Here is a 19,147-nt window from a genome sequence, read left to right as displayed (position 1 = left end):
AAATCAGGGATTGACACTTGAACAGGTCTTATCAAAGAAACAGGCTCAGGAAATATTCGGTGAGATGTCAAAGATGGTAATTGACAGGCCGGTATTTGATCAGATATTAGACTCTGATTTAGCGAAAGGATTTAAAAAAGAATTTAATAATAAACTTAGTGGAAAAAGCAATGGAGAACAATTAATAATTCTTGAAAAAATGCAGGAAAAAATTCTGGAAAAGCACAGTGAAGGTAAAAAAGCTGATTGGCTGGAACATAATTTTGCACAAGCGAAACAGGCTCAGATAATGCATGAGCAGGGTTCGTGGAATACCAGATATATGACTGAAGATAAAAAGTTGGATTATCTTAAAGACTTGTCGACCGGCAAGAATAAAACTTTTGCGATTGATGGAGTTGAGGTAAAACTGCATCTTAATAAGCGCCTGAGTTCTGCGGTAGAGAAATTTGCAAAAGGCGAATATAACCGTCTTAGCAGGATCAGGTATGAAAAAGTAGTAGAGTTAGGAAGTAAAGAAAAAGGCCATGAACAGGAGTTGATCAACCAGGCGATTACAGAAGAAATTACGATGGAGAAATTTAAGGAAGACATGACAAAAATTAAAGGCAAAAAGAAGACCAAAAGAATTAGTGATACGATAGAAAAAATACTGACAGGTGAACATAAACAGCATAAAGAGGCTTTTAAGACATTAGCTGAAAGTGCACTCAGCGATTATTATATCGCACAGCAAGTAAGTAAGATGGCTGAGATTACTGAGGAGCATACTAAAAATAAAGACATAATGACACATAGCGATAAAGTAAAATTGGCTGAAAAACAGGTTGAAGCGTTGAAAACAGAACTTGGTAAAACTTCTGAAACAGCGCAGATTAAAAGACGGGCACTAAATAAAATGCGTAATATGGCCGAGGTTAATGAGATACTTCTAAGAATATCCCCTCTTGGAAGAACGTTGAGTTCGACTCAGAGAATTCAAATACTTACAGAATTGAAGGGCGCCCTTAAAGGTGATGCTAAAGCAGTAAAACAGCTGATCAAAAAAATAAATCAGCACACCAGGGTTAAATCTAAGCTTGAAATGAATAAGGAAAAGGAAACCAAACTCGATACAGACATAACAGAAACAACGAAGAGCCTGAAAAAAGCCGAGAACAAGTATAAGAAACTATTGCAGGATAGATCCGTCCCGCAAGAAAAGGTAAATGCTGCTGAAGCAGAAGTTAAATTATTGGAAAAACGTGTCAGTGAATTAAACGGCCAGAAATCCAGGGCAAGCAGAGTTTTGAAACGCCTTAATAAAATTATTGAGATTATTGAGACAATTGATAATTTTAAGGCGCAAAAGAATGCATTTGAAGGTCTTACTGCACGAAACAAGATAATTGATATGCTGATTGAGGTCGAGTCAAGTAAAATGGCCGAGGAGAGTTTTGAAACCAAGCTCGCTCAGGAAGCTAAGGGCACGCAGGCATATACCAAGTATAATGCGGAACGTACCGAGTTAGAGAGAAACATAGAAAAATCTCAAAGAAAGATAAATGCTCAGGAAAAAATCCTTAACAATGAAAAAAAGAGTACTGCTAATAGGTCTGAAGCATTGAAAAAGATCCAGCTTGAAACCACAAAAATAAATATGATTGAGAATGCAATATCTAAGTTAAATTCCAAGTTTAAATCAAAGTTTTCTGAAACAGCGCTTGAAAGAAGGACAAAAACAGCGAATAGAAGGTTAACGAAGGCTAAAAAACGTGCTAAAAACTACAACGCTCAATTGGAAACCATTAATAAAAAAGAATCCAGCGGCACGAAACTTACACCTGAGGAAACAGCTAAGCGTAATAAAATCAAAGAAAATATTAACCGTCAAAATAAGATTATAGAGTCATCGACATCCAAGTTAGGAAAGCTAAACACCTTAAATGAAATTCTTAAAAATGCAGGAAATAATAGTGCCTTAAGGAGCCAGGCCTTACAGCTTATTGAGGCAACATTTAAAATGAATTACTTAGCTGAGCTAATCAATAATCCTGGCACTCTTGAAGGATTGAATATCAGTAATGTAGGCAAACGTGTGGCAGAAGCCGCATTCAAAAAACTTTATAGTGAAACACTCAACAATGTTGAGGATATTGCTTTAAAGTTAGAAACTCAGCAGTATCAAAGGGATACTGTAGGAAAACAGATAAAGGCATCGGAGAAAATATATGAAGAAAAGGTTAAAACAAAAACGGAATTGAAAAGCAAACTTAAAAAGGCAATTGACTCAAATAATATGAAGGACATAACTAAATATAAAAACAAGCTAAATGGATTAGAAAAAGAGATGTCTAAAAAGATGGCGGAGATAAAGGTATTAGAGGGAATAAAAGAAAGAATTGATAGTGGTGATGTTAGTATTATTGAAAAGATAGAATTTCTCAATAAGTTCCGTGACGGGGATATATCATTTTTGGGGCAGTCTGTTGGAGAAAGTCCCGGAGGTATAGATATTGTAAAGAGCTATGCTCGTTCAAAGATGAATAAACTTTCTATTGAATATCGTCAAAAACAGCTTGATGCGGCAAAGACAGTTGGTGAAAAAGCAATGCTTTTGAATAAGTGGAAACAATCGGGGCGGCTTGATTCTGAAATTGCCGATAAAGTGAGGACTAACGGTGAGCTAAACAATGATAGGATTGCCGATCTTACAAATGCTGTAAATGATTTTGTGGGAAGAGAGCTTTCAAAACTGTCTTACGAGCTTTTCGGTCCAATGGAAGTAGGGCGTTTAGCAGGGCTGCTTGCTGGTGCGCAAACAAGAAAAGTATATGTTGAAGGGGCCAATAATGAAAAGATCCTTGTTAACGAAAGTCTTAGAGTGGAAGCACATAAGATCCTTGATTATAAAGTGCAGGTAGAATATGAAATAGTCCTGTATAAAAAATCACTTATCAATAAAAAGAGCGCTGTTATTGCTGCGGCTACGGAGATACTCGAAGGAAAGGATTCTCATCGATTTCATCAACTAGTTAAAGAACTTGCTGCATCATCAATAACAGGTGTTATCTCTGAAGCCAGAGAAAATGCCGGCGGGGCAAAGACTTCAGACGTGGAAATAGCAAGAAAAGCGCTCAATCTTCTTAAAGAAGCTAGAGCTCTAAACGTAGAGTTGATTAAGGAAATTGCCGATTCTTACGGTGTTACAGTGAAGACAGTTAAAAATCTGATTAAAAATAAAACTGTTGATAAAGCTATTAAGAAAGGAATCCGCGAGATAGAAAATAATATATTTAAAAATGATATTACAGATATCGCATACCGTGTATCCGTTGAAGTAGTGAGTTATATGGGATTCATTGCCGCTGCTCCAAATATGACAGAAGCCCAGAAAAAAGATGCAATTGAAGAATTCAAGAGCGAAATAGAAAAGTTAAAAAGCGAAGATGGTAAAACAGCTAAAGATGCAGAGAATGCGCTAAAAGAAAAAATGAAGAATAAAGGCATGGATGCTCATGCAATTGAAAGGGCTATTAAGAGCCTGATGGAAAACGGCAAGTTGGTGATTGAAGGGCTTAAAACTGACATGATCAATAAGAACTTCTTGAAGATGCTTTCTGAGAATGCAGATACAATTATCCTTAATGTAGCGGAAAGAAAACATGCTGAAACACAGACTGAACAGTTTACGGAAGTGCTTAAGAGCATACTAAAAAATAAAAATATAAAAGTTAGCTCGGTTCAACAACTTCGAAAAATGACTAACAAACAGTTGGAAGAGATTCTAACAGTTGAAGAATATAAAAAGATAGTTGAGGAACTGAGAAGCGAAAGAGAAACTGCAAAAAATGAAATTGATACGAAACGGGCGGAAATGCTGAAAAGAGAAAACAAAGTAAAAGAAATGGACAAAGGATCTGAAAAAGACGCGGCAAAGAAAGTCCTTGAAGTTGATCAAAAGGCTGCTGATGAGTATATTGAAGCGCGTGCAAGTAAAGCAGCGTTTGAGTTTGAGATCGCAAAAGGTCTGGAAGGTAAAGGTCTTGAAAAGCTGTTCATGGAAAGATTTAAACAGTTTAAATCTACTTTGAAAAACCATATGGAACATGTAAAAGCGGGAAGAAAAATTAAATTAGAGATCTTAAGGAAAATAAGGAGTTCTGACAAATTGAAAGAGATCTATAGGCGCGTTAAAAGAAATAAGGAAGCAGTGTTTAAGAGCGATGAGATTGGAGAAATATTTAAGTTGCTTAAGGGAGAAGGAATAATTACACCTGATAAAACAATGAATTTCCAAAAGGCCAATGCGCTTGTCGATGCGGTGTTTGAAACTTTCTTATTGATAGGTGGCAAAGGATTTAAAATGTCCACTGTCGGTAACCGCGTTGTTGACGGTCTTTTAAGAGGGTGTGATGTTGCTGCGTCTACGGGCGCCGGGAAAACCATTGCCGGTTTAAAGGCCATTATAATACAGAGCTTAACTAGACAGGGGGGAAGCAACTCAATATTCTCGGTTGAAAATTATGACGCGGTATTGAAGATTACTGCTGGTAAACCGGGAGGCCCGGCACAGTTCTTGCATAAACACATGCTGGAATTATTTGGCATTGAGGTAATGGACGTAAGATCTCAAATAAAAGCCGCGAGGAATGGTGATCCCACAAGTCTTCTCGAGGCATTGAAGAATAAAAATGTAGTTGTTGTAATGGATTATCTGACTCAGTCCCATCTTAATAATATGTATGCGGAGCATCCAGATATAGTCAAGGCGTTAAAAAAACAGGATCTGGTCATTTTTGATGAATTTCAGCGCGTGGTAAATGAACAGACATCGGTTGTTCAGGGAAGCGGTAAACAGGGCCTTACCGTGACCCAGATGAGGACACTTGATATGGCTATTGATATTATTGATATAGCGGAACTGGGGACAGCAGAAGAGGTAAACGAGGCTTTTACAAAGGGTAAAAAAGCGCAGTATAAGATTGAAGAAGGTGAGGTCCATATAAATGAAGCCGCTGCACTTAAGATCCTAAAAAAATTAGCCCGCGCCGGTATTACCAATCTTTCCGCGCAGAACATTAGATCTATAGTAAAGGGAAAAGTACTTAAATATAAGGGACAGAAGGATTTGATACTTTCTAAAGGTGAGCTGTTTCCAACAAATGAACTTTATGGTGTGCAGAGAGATCAGATAATGCATGATTTTGAATATATTTATACTATCGGTAAAGGATTAAATAGAAAAGCTGCTGCCAAGGGTAAAGAAGCGCCCGTAAACCTAAAAAAGATCGGGACCTCAACAACATCACGTGAAAGTTCAGTTTTAGATCTTTTTAAAACAAGCGGCCACAACCAAATACGTGTTGGTATGTCAGCGACTATGCCTGAACTGGGACGGTATATTACCGGCAACGAGCAGGTTGTGGTCAACCGTTCAATATTTGAAGCGTCTAAGTTTAAGGTGAAACTAACTTCAGGCGGACAGCCGGAAATAATAAATTCTTTTGCTAACCGTATTATGAAATCTGCGAATAGAGGACAACCTGCCGGGGAATATAACGGTACGATAGTTCATATAAGCGATAAAGGAATGCGAAAGGCGTTTATAAATGAACTGAAGAAAAGAGGTGTGTCCTCAGAAAAAATACGTTCGATTGATGATCTGTCAACTGCTGAACAGATAGCCGGTGATATTGCCCCTAAGATAGCTGAAAAAGGATATATCGTTGTAACAACTGAACGTGGTGGTACAGGCGTTGACTATAGCGGTAAAGTAATAGATTCATTCAGACTTAATGCGGAGAGAGGGACATCATCCAGTCTTGCGCAGTGGCGCGGTCGTATCAACAGGGGTGGTGCCGCGAGATTGGCTCTTGGCCAGGCAACGCTTTTGGTTAATGGAAAAGCACTTGGTGAAAGTCTCACTAGGTTGCTGTCATCTAAGAGTGATTTTGCAAGTATTTCAAATAAGTGGAAAAAACTTGGAAAAACTGATGCGCATATGAAGAAAATGCATAAGAGTCTAACCCAGCTCCAACAGGATTTTGTTACTAATAAGGGGAAGATCAACATTACGGAAACAGGACTTAATAAACTCCTTGAAATAAATGCTCAGTACCTCGAATCGAAAGCTACATCTCTTGCTGTGGATTCTCTGAGAACAAAGATGTTGCGTGGTGAGCTGGTGTTGAACCCTTTTAAAGAGCTACTGATGTCGGTTGCGAGTAGTGATAGGGCCATGGTACAGAGTATGATTGAGGCGACTGTTGGCGGGAAAGGCGGATCGGACAATATCTTCCTTTCAGAGACAATGAAAACGGGTGAAATGCTTGGTAAGGAATCTTTCCAAAAATACAAGCAGGAAGCTATTGAAAAAGCAGAGTTGTTAAAAAAACTGTTTAAAGGAAAGGGTAAAAATTATGATGCGCTGATAGATCAACTTTTTAGAGTTGAGCAGTTAAGAGAATTTGAAAAGGAAGGCGTATATGAGTCGGTGAAAACACGAGAAGATGCATCAATCTTAAGAGCCAGAACCATTAGAGATTTGGTGTCAGTAAATAGAACATTGAGTACTTATCAGCTTAAGACAAGAGAAACAGGCAAGGCGCCTGAAAAAGCTAGTGTCTGGACAGAAACCATTGCGAGGTCAGCGGTCTCGCGTCTGCATGGTATTGATACCTCTAATATATCTGAATCGGAATTTAGCGAAGTTGTTGAAAGTCTCAAGAAGACAAATAATCTGCAAGGTGCACCGCAGTTTGTGAATAAATATATAATCCCCGCCCTTTCCAAGTCCGACAAGGAAGAAGACAAGAAACTTCTCCAGGGATATAATGAATATCAAAGATTACAGCTACGGGAAGATTTTGCCACTGCGGACATATCAGTGCAGTTACCAATGCTGTTAGAAAAAATTCCTAATGCATCTGTTCTTGCCAAGATATTGTTCACAGGCACGATGATGGAACCCGACCAGATCGCCGATCTCTTAAACAGCGACAATATTGCCAATATAGACAACAATGATGACCTGCTGATACTTATGGATGTTGCAAGAAAGGTATCTGATATGGCTGATCAGTCAGGGTTTGTCGGGGTAAGCTGGATAAATACCGATAATATGGGACAGATCGCTGACAGGCTGTCAAACCTTATTGATGTTAACGGGAACGTAAAGGTTGATAAATCGCTGAGCAAAAAGAACCAAGATAGCCAGAGAGAACTTGTTCTATCGGCAACAGCAAATTTCTTTAGAGGGATAAATAAGGATACGGATATTGCTTCAGATACAAGGGTTATGAATTTGTCGGCAAAGGCACTAAATATGGCATCGGTTGATACAGGGACAGATGAAGGAGATCTGAACCGTATGGAGTTGCTTTCAGCTATGGCCAGTAACCAGAGTGCCTTGAAAGATCATCTTGCAAGTGTAGAGGCGCGTATAAATGATCAAATTACAAATGTTGAGCTGCAGCTTACCGACGCAACGCTGGATGCGGCTGAACGAAGCAATCTTAATAAAAACAATATTGAGCTTAACAAACAATTAGATAATGTGAGAAGACAGCAGGATGAAGCAGGAAAGATTGTTGGAAATATGGTAAAACTTTCCAATAAGCTTAATCCTACAAAAATGAATCCCGCACAGCTTGAGAAGGCGCTTAACATATTTAATGCGATCGCTAGAGATGACCTGCCGGGTTTTGCTATTACCTATGACGTACAACTGCTGGTTGGTTCACTTACTAGGCAGCTCACCCTTGCTATGAGTGCTGTGGGCGGAGTGATGGATGTTAATGTAAGAAGCGGTTCTCTCGAGACGGCCTTACGTGTGTATAAGAACTTAAAGTCTACTGTCGAGAATACGCATTTAAACAAAATAATAGATAAATCTCAGTTGAATACAATTGCACGTAAGATTGTTTTGCAGGCAAAAAACCTCTCGGATGCAGATACCATAAAAGAAGCGCCTGATAGAGAAACAATTATGGCAAACGCGATAAATATAATGGTCGAATTAAGTGGCATTGCTGATACAAGCGGTATAATGAACAATGTTACCGCGTTTATACAAGATACTAAAAATTCCAGGCAGGATAGAATTGTTGTTGCCGCGCAGTTTGTTGCCGCTGATCCTGACGCTGCTTTATCTCCTATAATACAGTCAATCATTACCGATTATGTTTCTTATTTCAGTGATGAGGAAACTCTCAGGGATCCTGAAAGATGGACAGCTAGAATGGGTAAATCCTTAACCGCGATTATTAGTGCTACACCGATCGAATTTATTATACCGTCTGTTTTAACTGGGATACATAGCCTTAATTTGAATGAAGAGCAAAAAGAGCAACGGGAAGACCAGCTAGAACAGTGTCAAAATGTATTGATTATTGCCCGAAGAGGAAATAAGGATCTTGTAAACGCGCTGGTATCTAAATTGTCAGGCCTTGACGCAGGCACCGCATCTGTTAACCAGATAGCAGTGGCCTCAGATATTATGGATACTGTGTTGGGAAGAAAAGATATAAATAAAGATACGCTTAATGCTGCGGCGATAAATCTCATTAAGGTAGCCGCAGAAGCTAAAGGCCAGGAAGGCGAGAAACAGGTTGAGCTTTATAATACAAAAGCCCGGCTGATCGTTGCTGTTTCTAACACAGTCAATGTTCCGGCTTTAATCTCAAGCGGAAAACTTGATAAGGAAGGAGTGGAACAGCTTGCTCGCGCTTCCAGAGAGACTTTTGAGATTCTTGCTCGTCAGGAAGCAAAAACACCTGATCAGGTACTATTGATGGGTTATCTGGTAAATGCCATGATAAAAACCGGAGCGGTAAAGGATGCAAAGGAACTGGTTGAAAATAACATGGTTGAATTGGTAATGGCAGTTGATAACGGATACGATACAGCCGATTCAGCAAAGAAGAGGGAATTCATAAACGTATGGTCAGAACTGAGAAACTGGATAAATTCAGACTGTTCTACCGATGTGTTCGGGGAAACAACTGTTGCTAAATGGAATGATTTGCTGGAAACATCTCCGATGAAAACTATTGTCGCAGAGGCAGAGAAAACTAAAGTTGATCTTGCATCGCTCTCGCTGGCAGTAAAGCTGGCATTTGACAGTGAAGAAGGATTATCGGATGAATTGATTGAAATGCTTGAAAAATTTGGGGTAAAGGTAACTGAAGATACAACTTATGCAGATATCGCACAGCAGATCAATACGAGTGACGCGGCAAAAGATAAGTCGTTCAAATCCGCTGATTTTGTAAACAGTATTGTTGAGATGGCGGCACAGCCTGAGAATTCAGTTGAATATGAAAATGCTGTTAAAACTCTTACAAAGGTATTTGGTTTAAATGAAGCTGATGTTAAAGCTGCTATTAAAAAAGCAAGGACGATTTCTAAAAAGCAAAAGATAGATTTTAAGACACTTCTTAGAGACACAATTGTTGCAAGCATTGTTGATAGTGATGTAGTTAAGAAGATTGCCGGAAATGAACGTAATCGTAATGTAACCGTTGAGATAAGAGACCTGAGCAAAGGACAACGTCAGGGAAAGACAGGAGACGTGGATCTTGATCTTAACGAGGTAACGCCGGAAGCTTTCAGGGATAATGAGACGTATTTATCTTATGTGCTGAATGCAAACGGTTATAACGATATTATGGCCATTCTTCGTGGGGCCGCTCTTGACGATTATACATTCGATGAAATGGCACTTTTCTTAAATGAATTCATTGACTTTAATGTAGGAGAGGTTGGAATACCTCCTGAATTGCTTACACAGCTTCATATATACGATGATCAAACCAAACAGGTGTCACAGTTAGCGCTGGCAAAAAGAGATGTAGCTAAAGCTATAAATAATGCCAAAAAAGCGAATAAGAAAAGAATTGGCAGTGGTAAAACAACTGATGGCCGTACATACAAAGGTATTGGTGATCTGTATATAGGCGAGATCATCGATATCGCGGATAAAAGAGGTGTTAAGACGGAAGATGCATTAATGTTTGCCGGTTACGCTTCTGCTGAGGCAAAGGCCATCGTTAAGGCGCTTAAACGTGTGTATAACATACAGAAAATAATGGGTAAAGAAGTTGTTATAAAGAAGGTAATAAAGAGCATACGACTTGAAAGCCTGAAAAACGCCCTGAAAAAAGGCGGTATGGAGGACTTGATAGATCAATGTATGTTTGGCCTCAAGGATGTATTTGCAGATCGCGAGAAACTCAGCGTTGATGATTTTATAGTGAAGTATGAGAAGAAAAATCCAAATGCCATTAAGCTTGTTGCGTATCTGGAAGCACTGGAGAAAAAAGAAAAAGCTGTTGAGAAACCAAGTGTACGTAAGATTGCTGAAGTGGTAAATCTTGAAGAATATCGTAAAGAGAGAGGTTTTGCAGCTGGTTTGATAAATAAGGTATACAAAAATAATAAACAAGTCGCTGGTTGGGTTGCGTGTGCAGGTATTGTTCTCGGTGCATTGTTCTTAACTGCAACGCCTGTTTTGGCTGCGACGGCTGTGGGTACTGCTGTAGGTTCTATTGTGTTGGATAAAGTGTATACATCACCGGTTACATATGTAATGGGTCTTGCTTTAGGCGGGATTGCAACTCACTATGCCCGTCAAATTGTGCTTAATGCCGATTTGGCTGTTGTAGATACTGGTATTGCTGATGTAAAAGGTGATTTCGAGGAATTTATCAAAAAAGAGATGAGAAAAGACAAAGATAAACGTGCTGACCTTACGCTTATGGTCACATCCGGCCGTTATTTTAAACAGATAATACACACACTAAAGACAAGTAAAAATATTGAAGTTGTTCAGGAACTTATGGATATTATCTGCGGTATTCCGGATGTTGCCGTGAAGACAAGGGGACTTGTTGAAAGTGCTGTTTCTGCTGTAAATAATAATGAAAACTTTACGGAAGGTGATAGAGAACAGATTATTGCCAATGGTTTTACTTACGCAAAAGATGGTTTTTCAGTTACGATCGATTTTGCCGGTACCAGTCGTGAGGATTTACCGAATATCATTGATGATAGGGCAAATGTCAATGCACGGAAAATTGGGAAAGAGCAGATAAGGCAAATAAGAGTGGCACTGAAAGGTATTGCCGATGTTGATAATATGGATATCAGCGAACTGACAGCATATCTTCATGCTGAATTTAAGAAGGAAAGCAGTGCCGCTATCGATGCGATTAAGAAACTGCTCGGGGCTCGTACAGATGATCTTGAAAAACGCATACAAGAGCAAAGGCAGAAAGGCGAAGAGCTCACGGATGAAGAAATAATCGATGCTTCGGTAAACGTTAATATTGCTTATATGCTTGCAAACGGCTGGGAAGGTTTGCGTCCATTGCAGTTATTAGGCGGCGCTCTTATGGGGCAGGGTAAAGTGGCAAATATAGGTACGGGACAGGGGAAAACTGAAATCTATGTATTGCCGCTGTATATTAATGCGCTTACCGGTGATCCTGCTGTACAGGTAACAGTTACAGATGAATTTGCAAGATCGGATTCCGGTAGGAACAAGCCGGTCTTTGAACTTTTGGGAGTTAATGTGAAGGCCGTAGATAAGAAAGATAAAGATGGTATGAGAGAACTCTTTAAACATGGAAAGAAAGGCCGCACAGTTGTATATATCGGCTGGGCGGATCTCAACTTTACTCATGTTGAGGATCTTGATAGAAGTGATGAAGAAAAAATCCTTCCGGAGATGTTCTCTTATGTAAATTTAGATGAAATAGATGCGTTGATATGTGAAGGCGGCGCGACAGCGTTTATACTTGCTGTCGGAGGGCGGCCTCTTACAGAAGCTGAAAAGGCGCCGGGTATTGCCGCTGATGATACCGCTTTGTCACTGCTTCCTCATGTCACTATGACAAGACCAAAGTTTGAGACTGCGGAAAAGAGGATAAAAAGATTAGAAGCAGAAAAAGCACTTACTTTAGAGAAAAAAATAGCGAAAAAGCACATGGATAAACGCCTTGAAGATGTTGGCGATCTTGTTGATATTAATCCGGCAAACCAGTCAATAGAGTTTAAGTCTGCCGCTGAGAAATTCTTAAAGGAGCGCTATGAAGACGCAAAAGCGCTCGGCGCTGATATGCCGAGCTTTGAAAGGTTTAAGAGTCTCGTAAAAACGGCTATTCACGTGAGAATATTTACTTTAAAAAATACCGATTATAATCTTGCCTATAAACCAAAGACGGTAAACGGTGAGGTGCAGAAATATGAAAACGGTGAGGTTATTTATGAGACTGATTCTGACGGAAAACCGATCATGGTAATACGTCTTATCAATAAGGGATCAGGACAAAATACCGATCAGCGCCAGGAGAGAGATCGCGGCATAATGCTTGACATTAAGGAACGACATGAGGGTGTTGTTGTATATAGCGATAACAAGACATCGGGTAAGGTAAGTGGACGAGATATACTTAATAAAATAAAATTAATCTCAGGGTCTAGTGGATCAGCTATAAGCGAGGCGTTTGAAAGAGAGCTTAAGGGGCTCGGGATAGTGAGCGCTTATGAAGGGGTGTTTGACGTTCCAACGTTTAATTCGGTTATACGAAGGTTTGACGGTACAAGGTTCTCACAAACCGTGGAGGAGAGATTTGAGCAGATTAAGAAGGAAGCGGATAAGATGTTTGAGAACCATAAACAGCCCGGCCTTAACTTTTATAGCACGGGCGGGCAGGCTGTAAATGACTATATTAAATATATTGATGAGATGGTTGAAAGGACGCTGAAAGACGCTGGATTTGAAAAAGATACGGAAAAAGGCAAGAAAGAATGGCGTGAAATGGAGATAAAAGTCAGAACAATGGTTGCTCCGCATATTGATGTTGATGCTACTATTGAGAAGCTGCTTAAGGAATCAGAATTTGATGAGGGAACAAAGGAATGGGATACATTGAAAGAGAAATTGACAAAAGACCTTGAGCCATACAGAACATTTGAAATACCGGTATCTCCAGCTATAAAAGATGAGTTGGCGAAAGCATATGGAACACAAAGCCTGGATGCCATAGAAAAAGCGCTTAAAAAAATGAAGCAGGCACGGGATAAACACCGTAAAGAAAATATTGATGAGCTTGTTAAAAAAGGGTTAGACAAAGGGCTTTTAACAAGATTAAGCCGTATCCATGTTTTAGATGACAGACAGAGCGATATACAGCGGTATGAGGCATATAGCGGTGAACCCGCAAGCATGGTTTTTGCGACACCGATTGCGGGCCGTGGTAATGATTTTGGGCTTACAAAATTTAAAGAAATTAAAGAGCGCTTAACGAAATTTCTTAAGGGAAATAATATGCCGGTCAGTATATCAGAAGATCTTGAGAAATTGAGAGATGAGCTTTATTCAATCAGGGATGATGATTATGATACCTGTATGAGGTTAAGAGAACCGGTTATGAAGAAGATAAAGAAATTGTTTAGTGCGTTAAAATCTGATCCTAGATTGGCCGGTGTCCTTGAAGATCTGCAGGACCTGGAAGACAGGTTCTATGGCGCGGAAGTGAATGGGTATCATGTCATTATTTCCGGTCCGCCTTTATCTGACCGCGTATATTTGCAGAATATCGGCCGCGGTGGTCGTGCCGGTGCCCCGACTTCTACAGTGACACTTTTCTGTTACGAAACTGACAATCCGGGTGTTATTCACAAAGGCTTGCTGGTAGAAAATAAGAAACTTGCCACTAAATTTGAGACTAATTTCGGGAAATTGAAAGGACTCCGTGACATTTATATGATCCCGCAGCTTGAAGAAGAAATGGCACTGCTTGAGAAAGAAATGGCACCGCTTTGGAAAGAAATGGCGTCTCAAATTGACAAAAAAGCTGCTGATAAGTTAAAAGCGCTTTATGAAAGGCTGAAAACAGCTAAAGAAGTACTTGATGAAAGGCTGAAAACAGCTAAAGAAGCATTTGCAACAATATATAAGAATAAGAGTGATAGGGAAAAAGAAAAGAAAATACAGCTGAGTGAGTCTGATTTGAGCAATATTATGCTGTGGAAAGATCTTAAAAATAAAATAGAAACAACAAAAATCGTGTCTACAAGAAAATCCTTAAAGAAAAAATTAGTATTACTTGAGAAGAAAATGACGCCTGTGCATATTCAAATTGCTTCAATTGAAAAAGACTTGGCTGATATTGTAAAGCAGGGTCAGGATGCGATAGATCTCTTAGAAACTGAACGGCGACTTGCCGATAAGCGTTTTGAAGAGCCGGAATATGCCAAAGCTGAATTATTTGGAGAGATAAAGCGTGGGGTTGTTAGTGATTCGGCGTCTGCTTCAAAGGCGTTGTTAGACTACGTATTTGGCAATTACGAGAAATCAAAAGATATTAATCAGCCTAAGGCTCTTAAGTCTCTTAAGGCTGATCTGGCTGTCCTTGGAGTGGATACCAGGGGTCTTACGGCCGACAAGGTAAGTGAGCTTAAGGATAAATTGGTCGGTATGCAGCTTCCGCTGTTAACTTCTAAAGCCATAGAGAAGACGTTTGTTGATATTAAGGATGAGATACTTAAGGAACAGGGTAAATTAAGTAAGTATGATCCGTCAAAATTGGGTAAGATCTCCGATAAGAAAATGAAAAAGCTGGTAGAGAAATTCAATAAAAAACTGGATGAGATTTATTCTAAATTGCAGGGCGATGTCTTTGAACGTGTTGCGAGAATTGCCTTTGAGATGTTGAAGACACAGCAGGAAGAAAAGGAGACCGAAACACGCTTTGACGAGGATAAATTTGTAAAAAATACCAAGAAAGCAGCCGATGACCTCGCTAAGGAAACAATCAATAAGCGTAAAGAAGCGATTGCTATAGCTGAAAAAGAACCTGTTAAGGTTACACGTCTTGAAAGGTTAATTGATAGTATTACGCGTTCCCCTGTAGTTCTTGGAATTGTTGCACTGAAAAACCGGATATTTGGTGAACCGGTTATAGGGGGTAGCATACAGACATATAAGGAGAAACTATCAGAGAAAGAGTTTCAAGCTTATCAGAAGGTATTGGATATCCAAATGGGAGAAATTGCAAAGATCAATCCTATAAATGCGGTCAGGATAATTGCAACGGCTGAAGAGCAGGAGGACCTCGAATTTGCCGGAGCAGGTATTTCAGTTGACCTTACAAGCGGCGAGATTGTTGTCACGAAAACCGAGAAGGCCGCTGAAAAAACGGCTGCAAGAGAGATTGAAGCCCCTGCTGTTGAAGAAGCAGTTGCACCGGTTGAATTAATGGGTGTTCCAGAGGTTAAGGGGGCGGATATCACTGTACGCGTAAGTAAAACAGAAACTCGCACGGGAAAGATTGCGCAAGAAATGTTGAAGAATAGAGACTTAACTGAAGGCGAAAGGGTGGAGATAAACATTCAGCGTGAGAATGAAAAAGGCGAAGTTGTGGGAGAAGAGAATATCAGTATTGTACTTACTGACGCAATGATCAGTAATTTGCATGATGATCCTATGATCCTTGAAAAGGTGCTTTCAGGTGAAAATTATACTCTGAATGAGACTGATAAAGGTACAGAGCCCATGAACCTGATAGTTGTAGAAAAAGACGGTGTGAGAACCGTTGTAGATGTGGGTCCTGAGGTAAGCACTGAATACAAACAGGCACTTGATATGGTTAGAACGGGCAAGGCAGGCAAAGTTACCGTAACTGATAATGGCGCTATACTTGTTGGTGATGTGCTGATTACAAAAGATGCGAGTATCGCCGCTGGTGCGATAATAATGAATTCACGTCTCTTGGGCAATGTCAATGTTGCTCCTGGAGCCGTTGTTTGGGATTCTGAGATTACAAGCGGAGAAATAGGTATGGGGGCCGTTGTAAAAGGTGTTACGTTTACAAATGTAAATATTGGGGCTCAGGCGCTGGTAAGAAACGGAGCCGGAGGAGAAGGCAGCGAGATTAAGGTCGGGGAGAGATCTCATGTCGTAAATGTTCGCGGTAAGAATGTAACGATAGGTATTGCCGCCACAGTTGAAGACCTTGAAGTCGATGAAGAAAAGGGGTCAGTTACAGTCGGTGATGGAACAACTGTTAGCGATGTGAAATCGGAAGAGGATGTGCTGGAGCTTAGTGCAACAAAAGACGAAATCATTGTCGGTATATTTGATGAGAAAGGATTCAACAGGCCACATACTATTAATCTGGCGGATAAAGCATTGACTGAAAAGGCATTGAAAGAACGTATGATGCCGGAAGTTGATAAAGATGAAGAAAAATTTCGCAGACGGTTACAAGAACTGCAGTTTAAGTCACAGCTCGGAGAACTCAAGGGAAAGAAAAAGTTCATTGAGTATTTAAAGCTTCTGAGGCAGTTCAAGGGCCTTGCGAAGTTAATTGGCAGATCTGTTGCCGATAAGATTGGCGCTTCTGACAAAGCTGTTGAAAAGAGAAGTGAATTTAAAAAGGAACTTGCCAAAAAGATTAAAGCACCGGTTGATCTTCTTAATAAAAACTATGAGAAGTCGAAAGCGTCTTATGAAAAGTTGGTCAAAGAAAGTCCTACAGCAGGTAATCTGCTTGGTCTTGCAAAGTCTATCTTTGGGCAATGCATAGCAACTAAGCTATCAGGATTGATCTCTCTCTTTTCTGAAACAGATGAGAAGGCAATGAAATCCGCTGAAGCTGAAGTTATCAGGCAGACCGGTATCTTGAAGGCAAATGAGGTAAAATTGGCTGAGATGGAACACATGCTTGCTAATCCTAGTGCAGCAATAGAGGCTGAACGCAAATCGATCCAAGAGGAGCTATCGGCAAAGATTGCCGAGCTGCAAAAAATTCAGCAGGAAATAAACAGATCGAGCGAAGGGGTCAAAGACTGGCGTGAAATGTTGAAAGCGGCAGGAGAAAGGGTTGAGAATGCTCGTATTGCAATGAATAAAGAAATACAGGCTTATAATAAAGAGCTTGAGAGATTGAAGTCTATTTACAAATACACTGAAAAGAGTGATGGATCGACATTGTTTACGAGTGAATTACAGCCGTTTATAACTGTCCCGAGCTATTATAAATTCCGGAATCGTCCAGAAGAGTTGCGCGTTCAATTCGAAAAAGATTTAGCAAACGCTAAAGCCATAGGTAAGCAGCTCGATGATATGCGGAGTGAATATGACGCAGCCAAAACAGCATATGATGAAACATCAAAGAAGGTTGACAGCCTGCAGGAGTTAAGTAACAAAAAAGCGTCGCTTGACCGCGAGATAAAATTGCTACAGGAAAAGAATGAACGACAAGCCGATGTGGTTAAAAATTCACTTGAGAAGCAGTTGGAAGCCAAGAAAAACGAGATTGCTGCTACACGTGAAGCGTTGAACAAGGCTGTTGAGAACAAAAAGAAGGTTCTTGCCGACCGTGCAGGAACGAAGAAGAAAATAGAAGAGTTTGAGAAAGAGCTGTTCGAAGCGGAATTAGCATTTAGGAAAACGCTTGATATCGATCCTGAAAATGCCGAGGCGCTTGAGGGAATTGCCCAAATTACATTGATACGTGCATATATTGAAAATCCCGGTAGTGTCTCTCTTATGGATATCCAGCAGGCATTTATCAGTACTGAATCAAAAGAAATTGCCCGTCATAAAGAGCTGGAATTGATCAAATCGTTGAATGTTGGGGTAACAGATAAGCAGGCTGAAAAGATGTACGCGTTGATTGATGCACTGGAGAAAGCGGGCTGGAGCAAAGAGAAGCTCTATGAGCTCAGTCTTGATAAGCTTGTTGCGACCGTGACAGACAGTACAGAAAATAGAGTAAAGAATATTGTTGCATTACTCTCTGAGACACCTGAGATGACACAAAATAATAAAGACATGATAGAATTTTTGGTTACTCTCGGTGAAAATCTGACCTATCCTCATAATCGAACGACTGGATTTATCAGAAAATCTATTGCGGACAATCCTGAACGAGAGGTATTTGTCAGTATGCTATTTACTAATGATCCATTCTCTAAATCTCATGTTGACAGTCTCTATAATAAGATGACAAAGGATGGCAAAGTTGACACAGATAGATTAACCATAAGCGATGTGTACGATGTGTTGAGTGATCTGGGTGATAACGAAATCGAAAGAGATGTGTTTGCGAATGCGTTGATTCAAAGACTTGGCGCAAATGAGTATGAAGCGCTTGATGTTAGAAATACTGCTCAAAAGATGAAAGAGGCAGGATATACCTGTTCATTGACTTCAATTCTGCAGGCAATGAATATGCTTAAAGGCGATGAAGAAATGGAGAATAAGATCGTTGATGAGTTTATGAAAGACAGACCTAAACTTCTCGCCAGGTTAAAAGTAATGTCCGGCGGTGTTTTTGATCCTGATACTCTGGTCAATAAGCTTGAAGATATGCGGAAAAAAGGATTGGCTACAACTGCTCTGGCTGAAATACTGCTTGCGCTTGAGCTTTCGCGTGAAGCTTCGCTTGCATCAGTTGTGACAAACCAGGTAGCGGGTATCACTAGTAGCGTAAAAGATGAGGTGCCTGAGGGTGATTCTGCGTTTGTCATTGATATTGATGAGGCTTTACAGAAAGATTCATTGGTTTTAAAGAATATGAAAAATGGTGTTATGGACAAGTCACATATTGTATGGTTCTCATCTACAAAGACAGCAGTAGAAATAGAGGCATTATTAAAAGAGAATGAAATATCTCTTGTTAGAGAAGATGTTGAAACGTTTGTTGTAGGTGTTAAGTCGAAGGCCGAAGCAAAACTTCTTAAAAATAAGATGAATAAGAGAGTAGCGGCAGCTTTTGCAGATAGAGTATTTAATGCGATAAGTGCAATAAATGAGAATTTGCCATCGGGCAAGAAAATACCTGATAGCAAGGTGTTTATACTAACTTCAGCGGAGAACTTCAAAAACTTATTCTACACTGCCGCAAAAGAGTTCCTATATGCAATATTCTCGAGTGACGGTAAGGAATTTATTGTATCATCTGAAGCAATATCGCTTTTGGAGAAGATAGCTCCTGACACCTATAATGAAATAAAATCTATTGTCGGGGATGCTCCAGTCTATTTCTTACCCGAGATGACGAAGGATTCCGACGCAATAGATGAATATGAGAAGATGAAGACAACGGAGAGACACGCGTATCTTTGGTTGGAGACGGAGCTGAGAGTGGCATAA

1 protein-coding gene (cut by a window edge) is annotated in these 19,147 nt (G+C 39.9%); it reads left to right on the top strand.

Annotated features, from left to right (window positions below):
* Positions 1 to 19,147, top strand: the 3' end of a protein-coding gene (locus tag P9M13_05375; GenBank protein MDP8262716.1) for a hypothetical protein. Its footprint begins 20,600 nt before the window's first position; the window shows 19,147 of its 39,747 coding nt (coding positions 20,601-39,747); its start codon lies off the left edge, out of view; the stop codon is at positions 19,145 to 19,147.

The sequence above is a fragment of the Candidatus Ancaeobacter aquaticus genome, assembly GCA_030765405.1.
GTDB lineage: Bacteria > Auribacterota > Ancaeobacteria > Ancaeobacterales > Ancaeobacteraceae > Ancaeobacter > Ancaeobacter aquaticus.
This window is presented reverse-complemented; position numbering and strand designations above follow the sequence as displayed.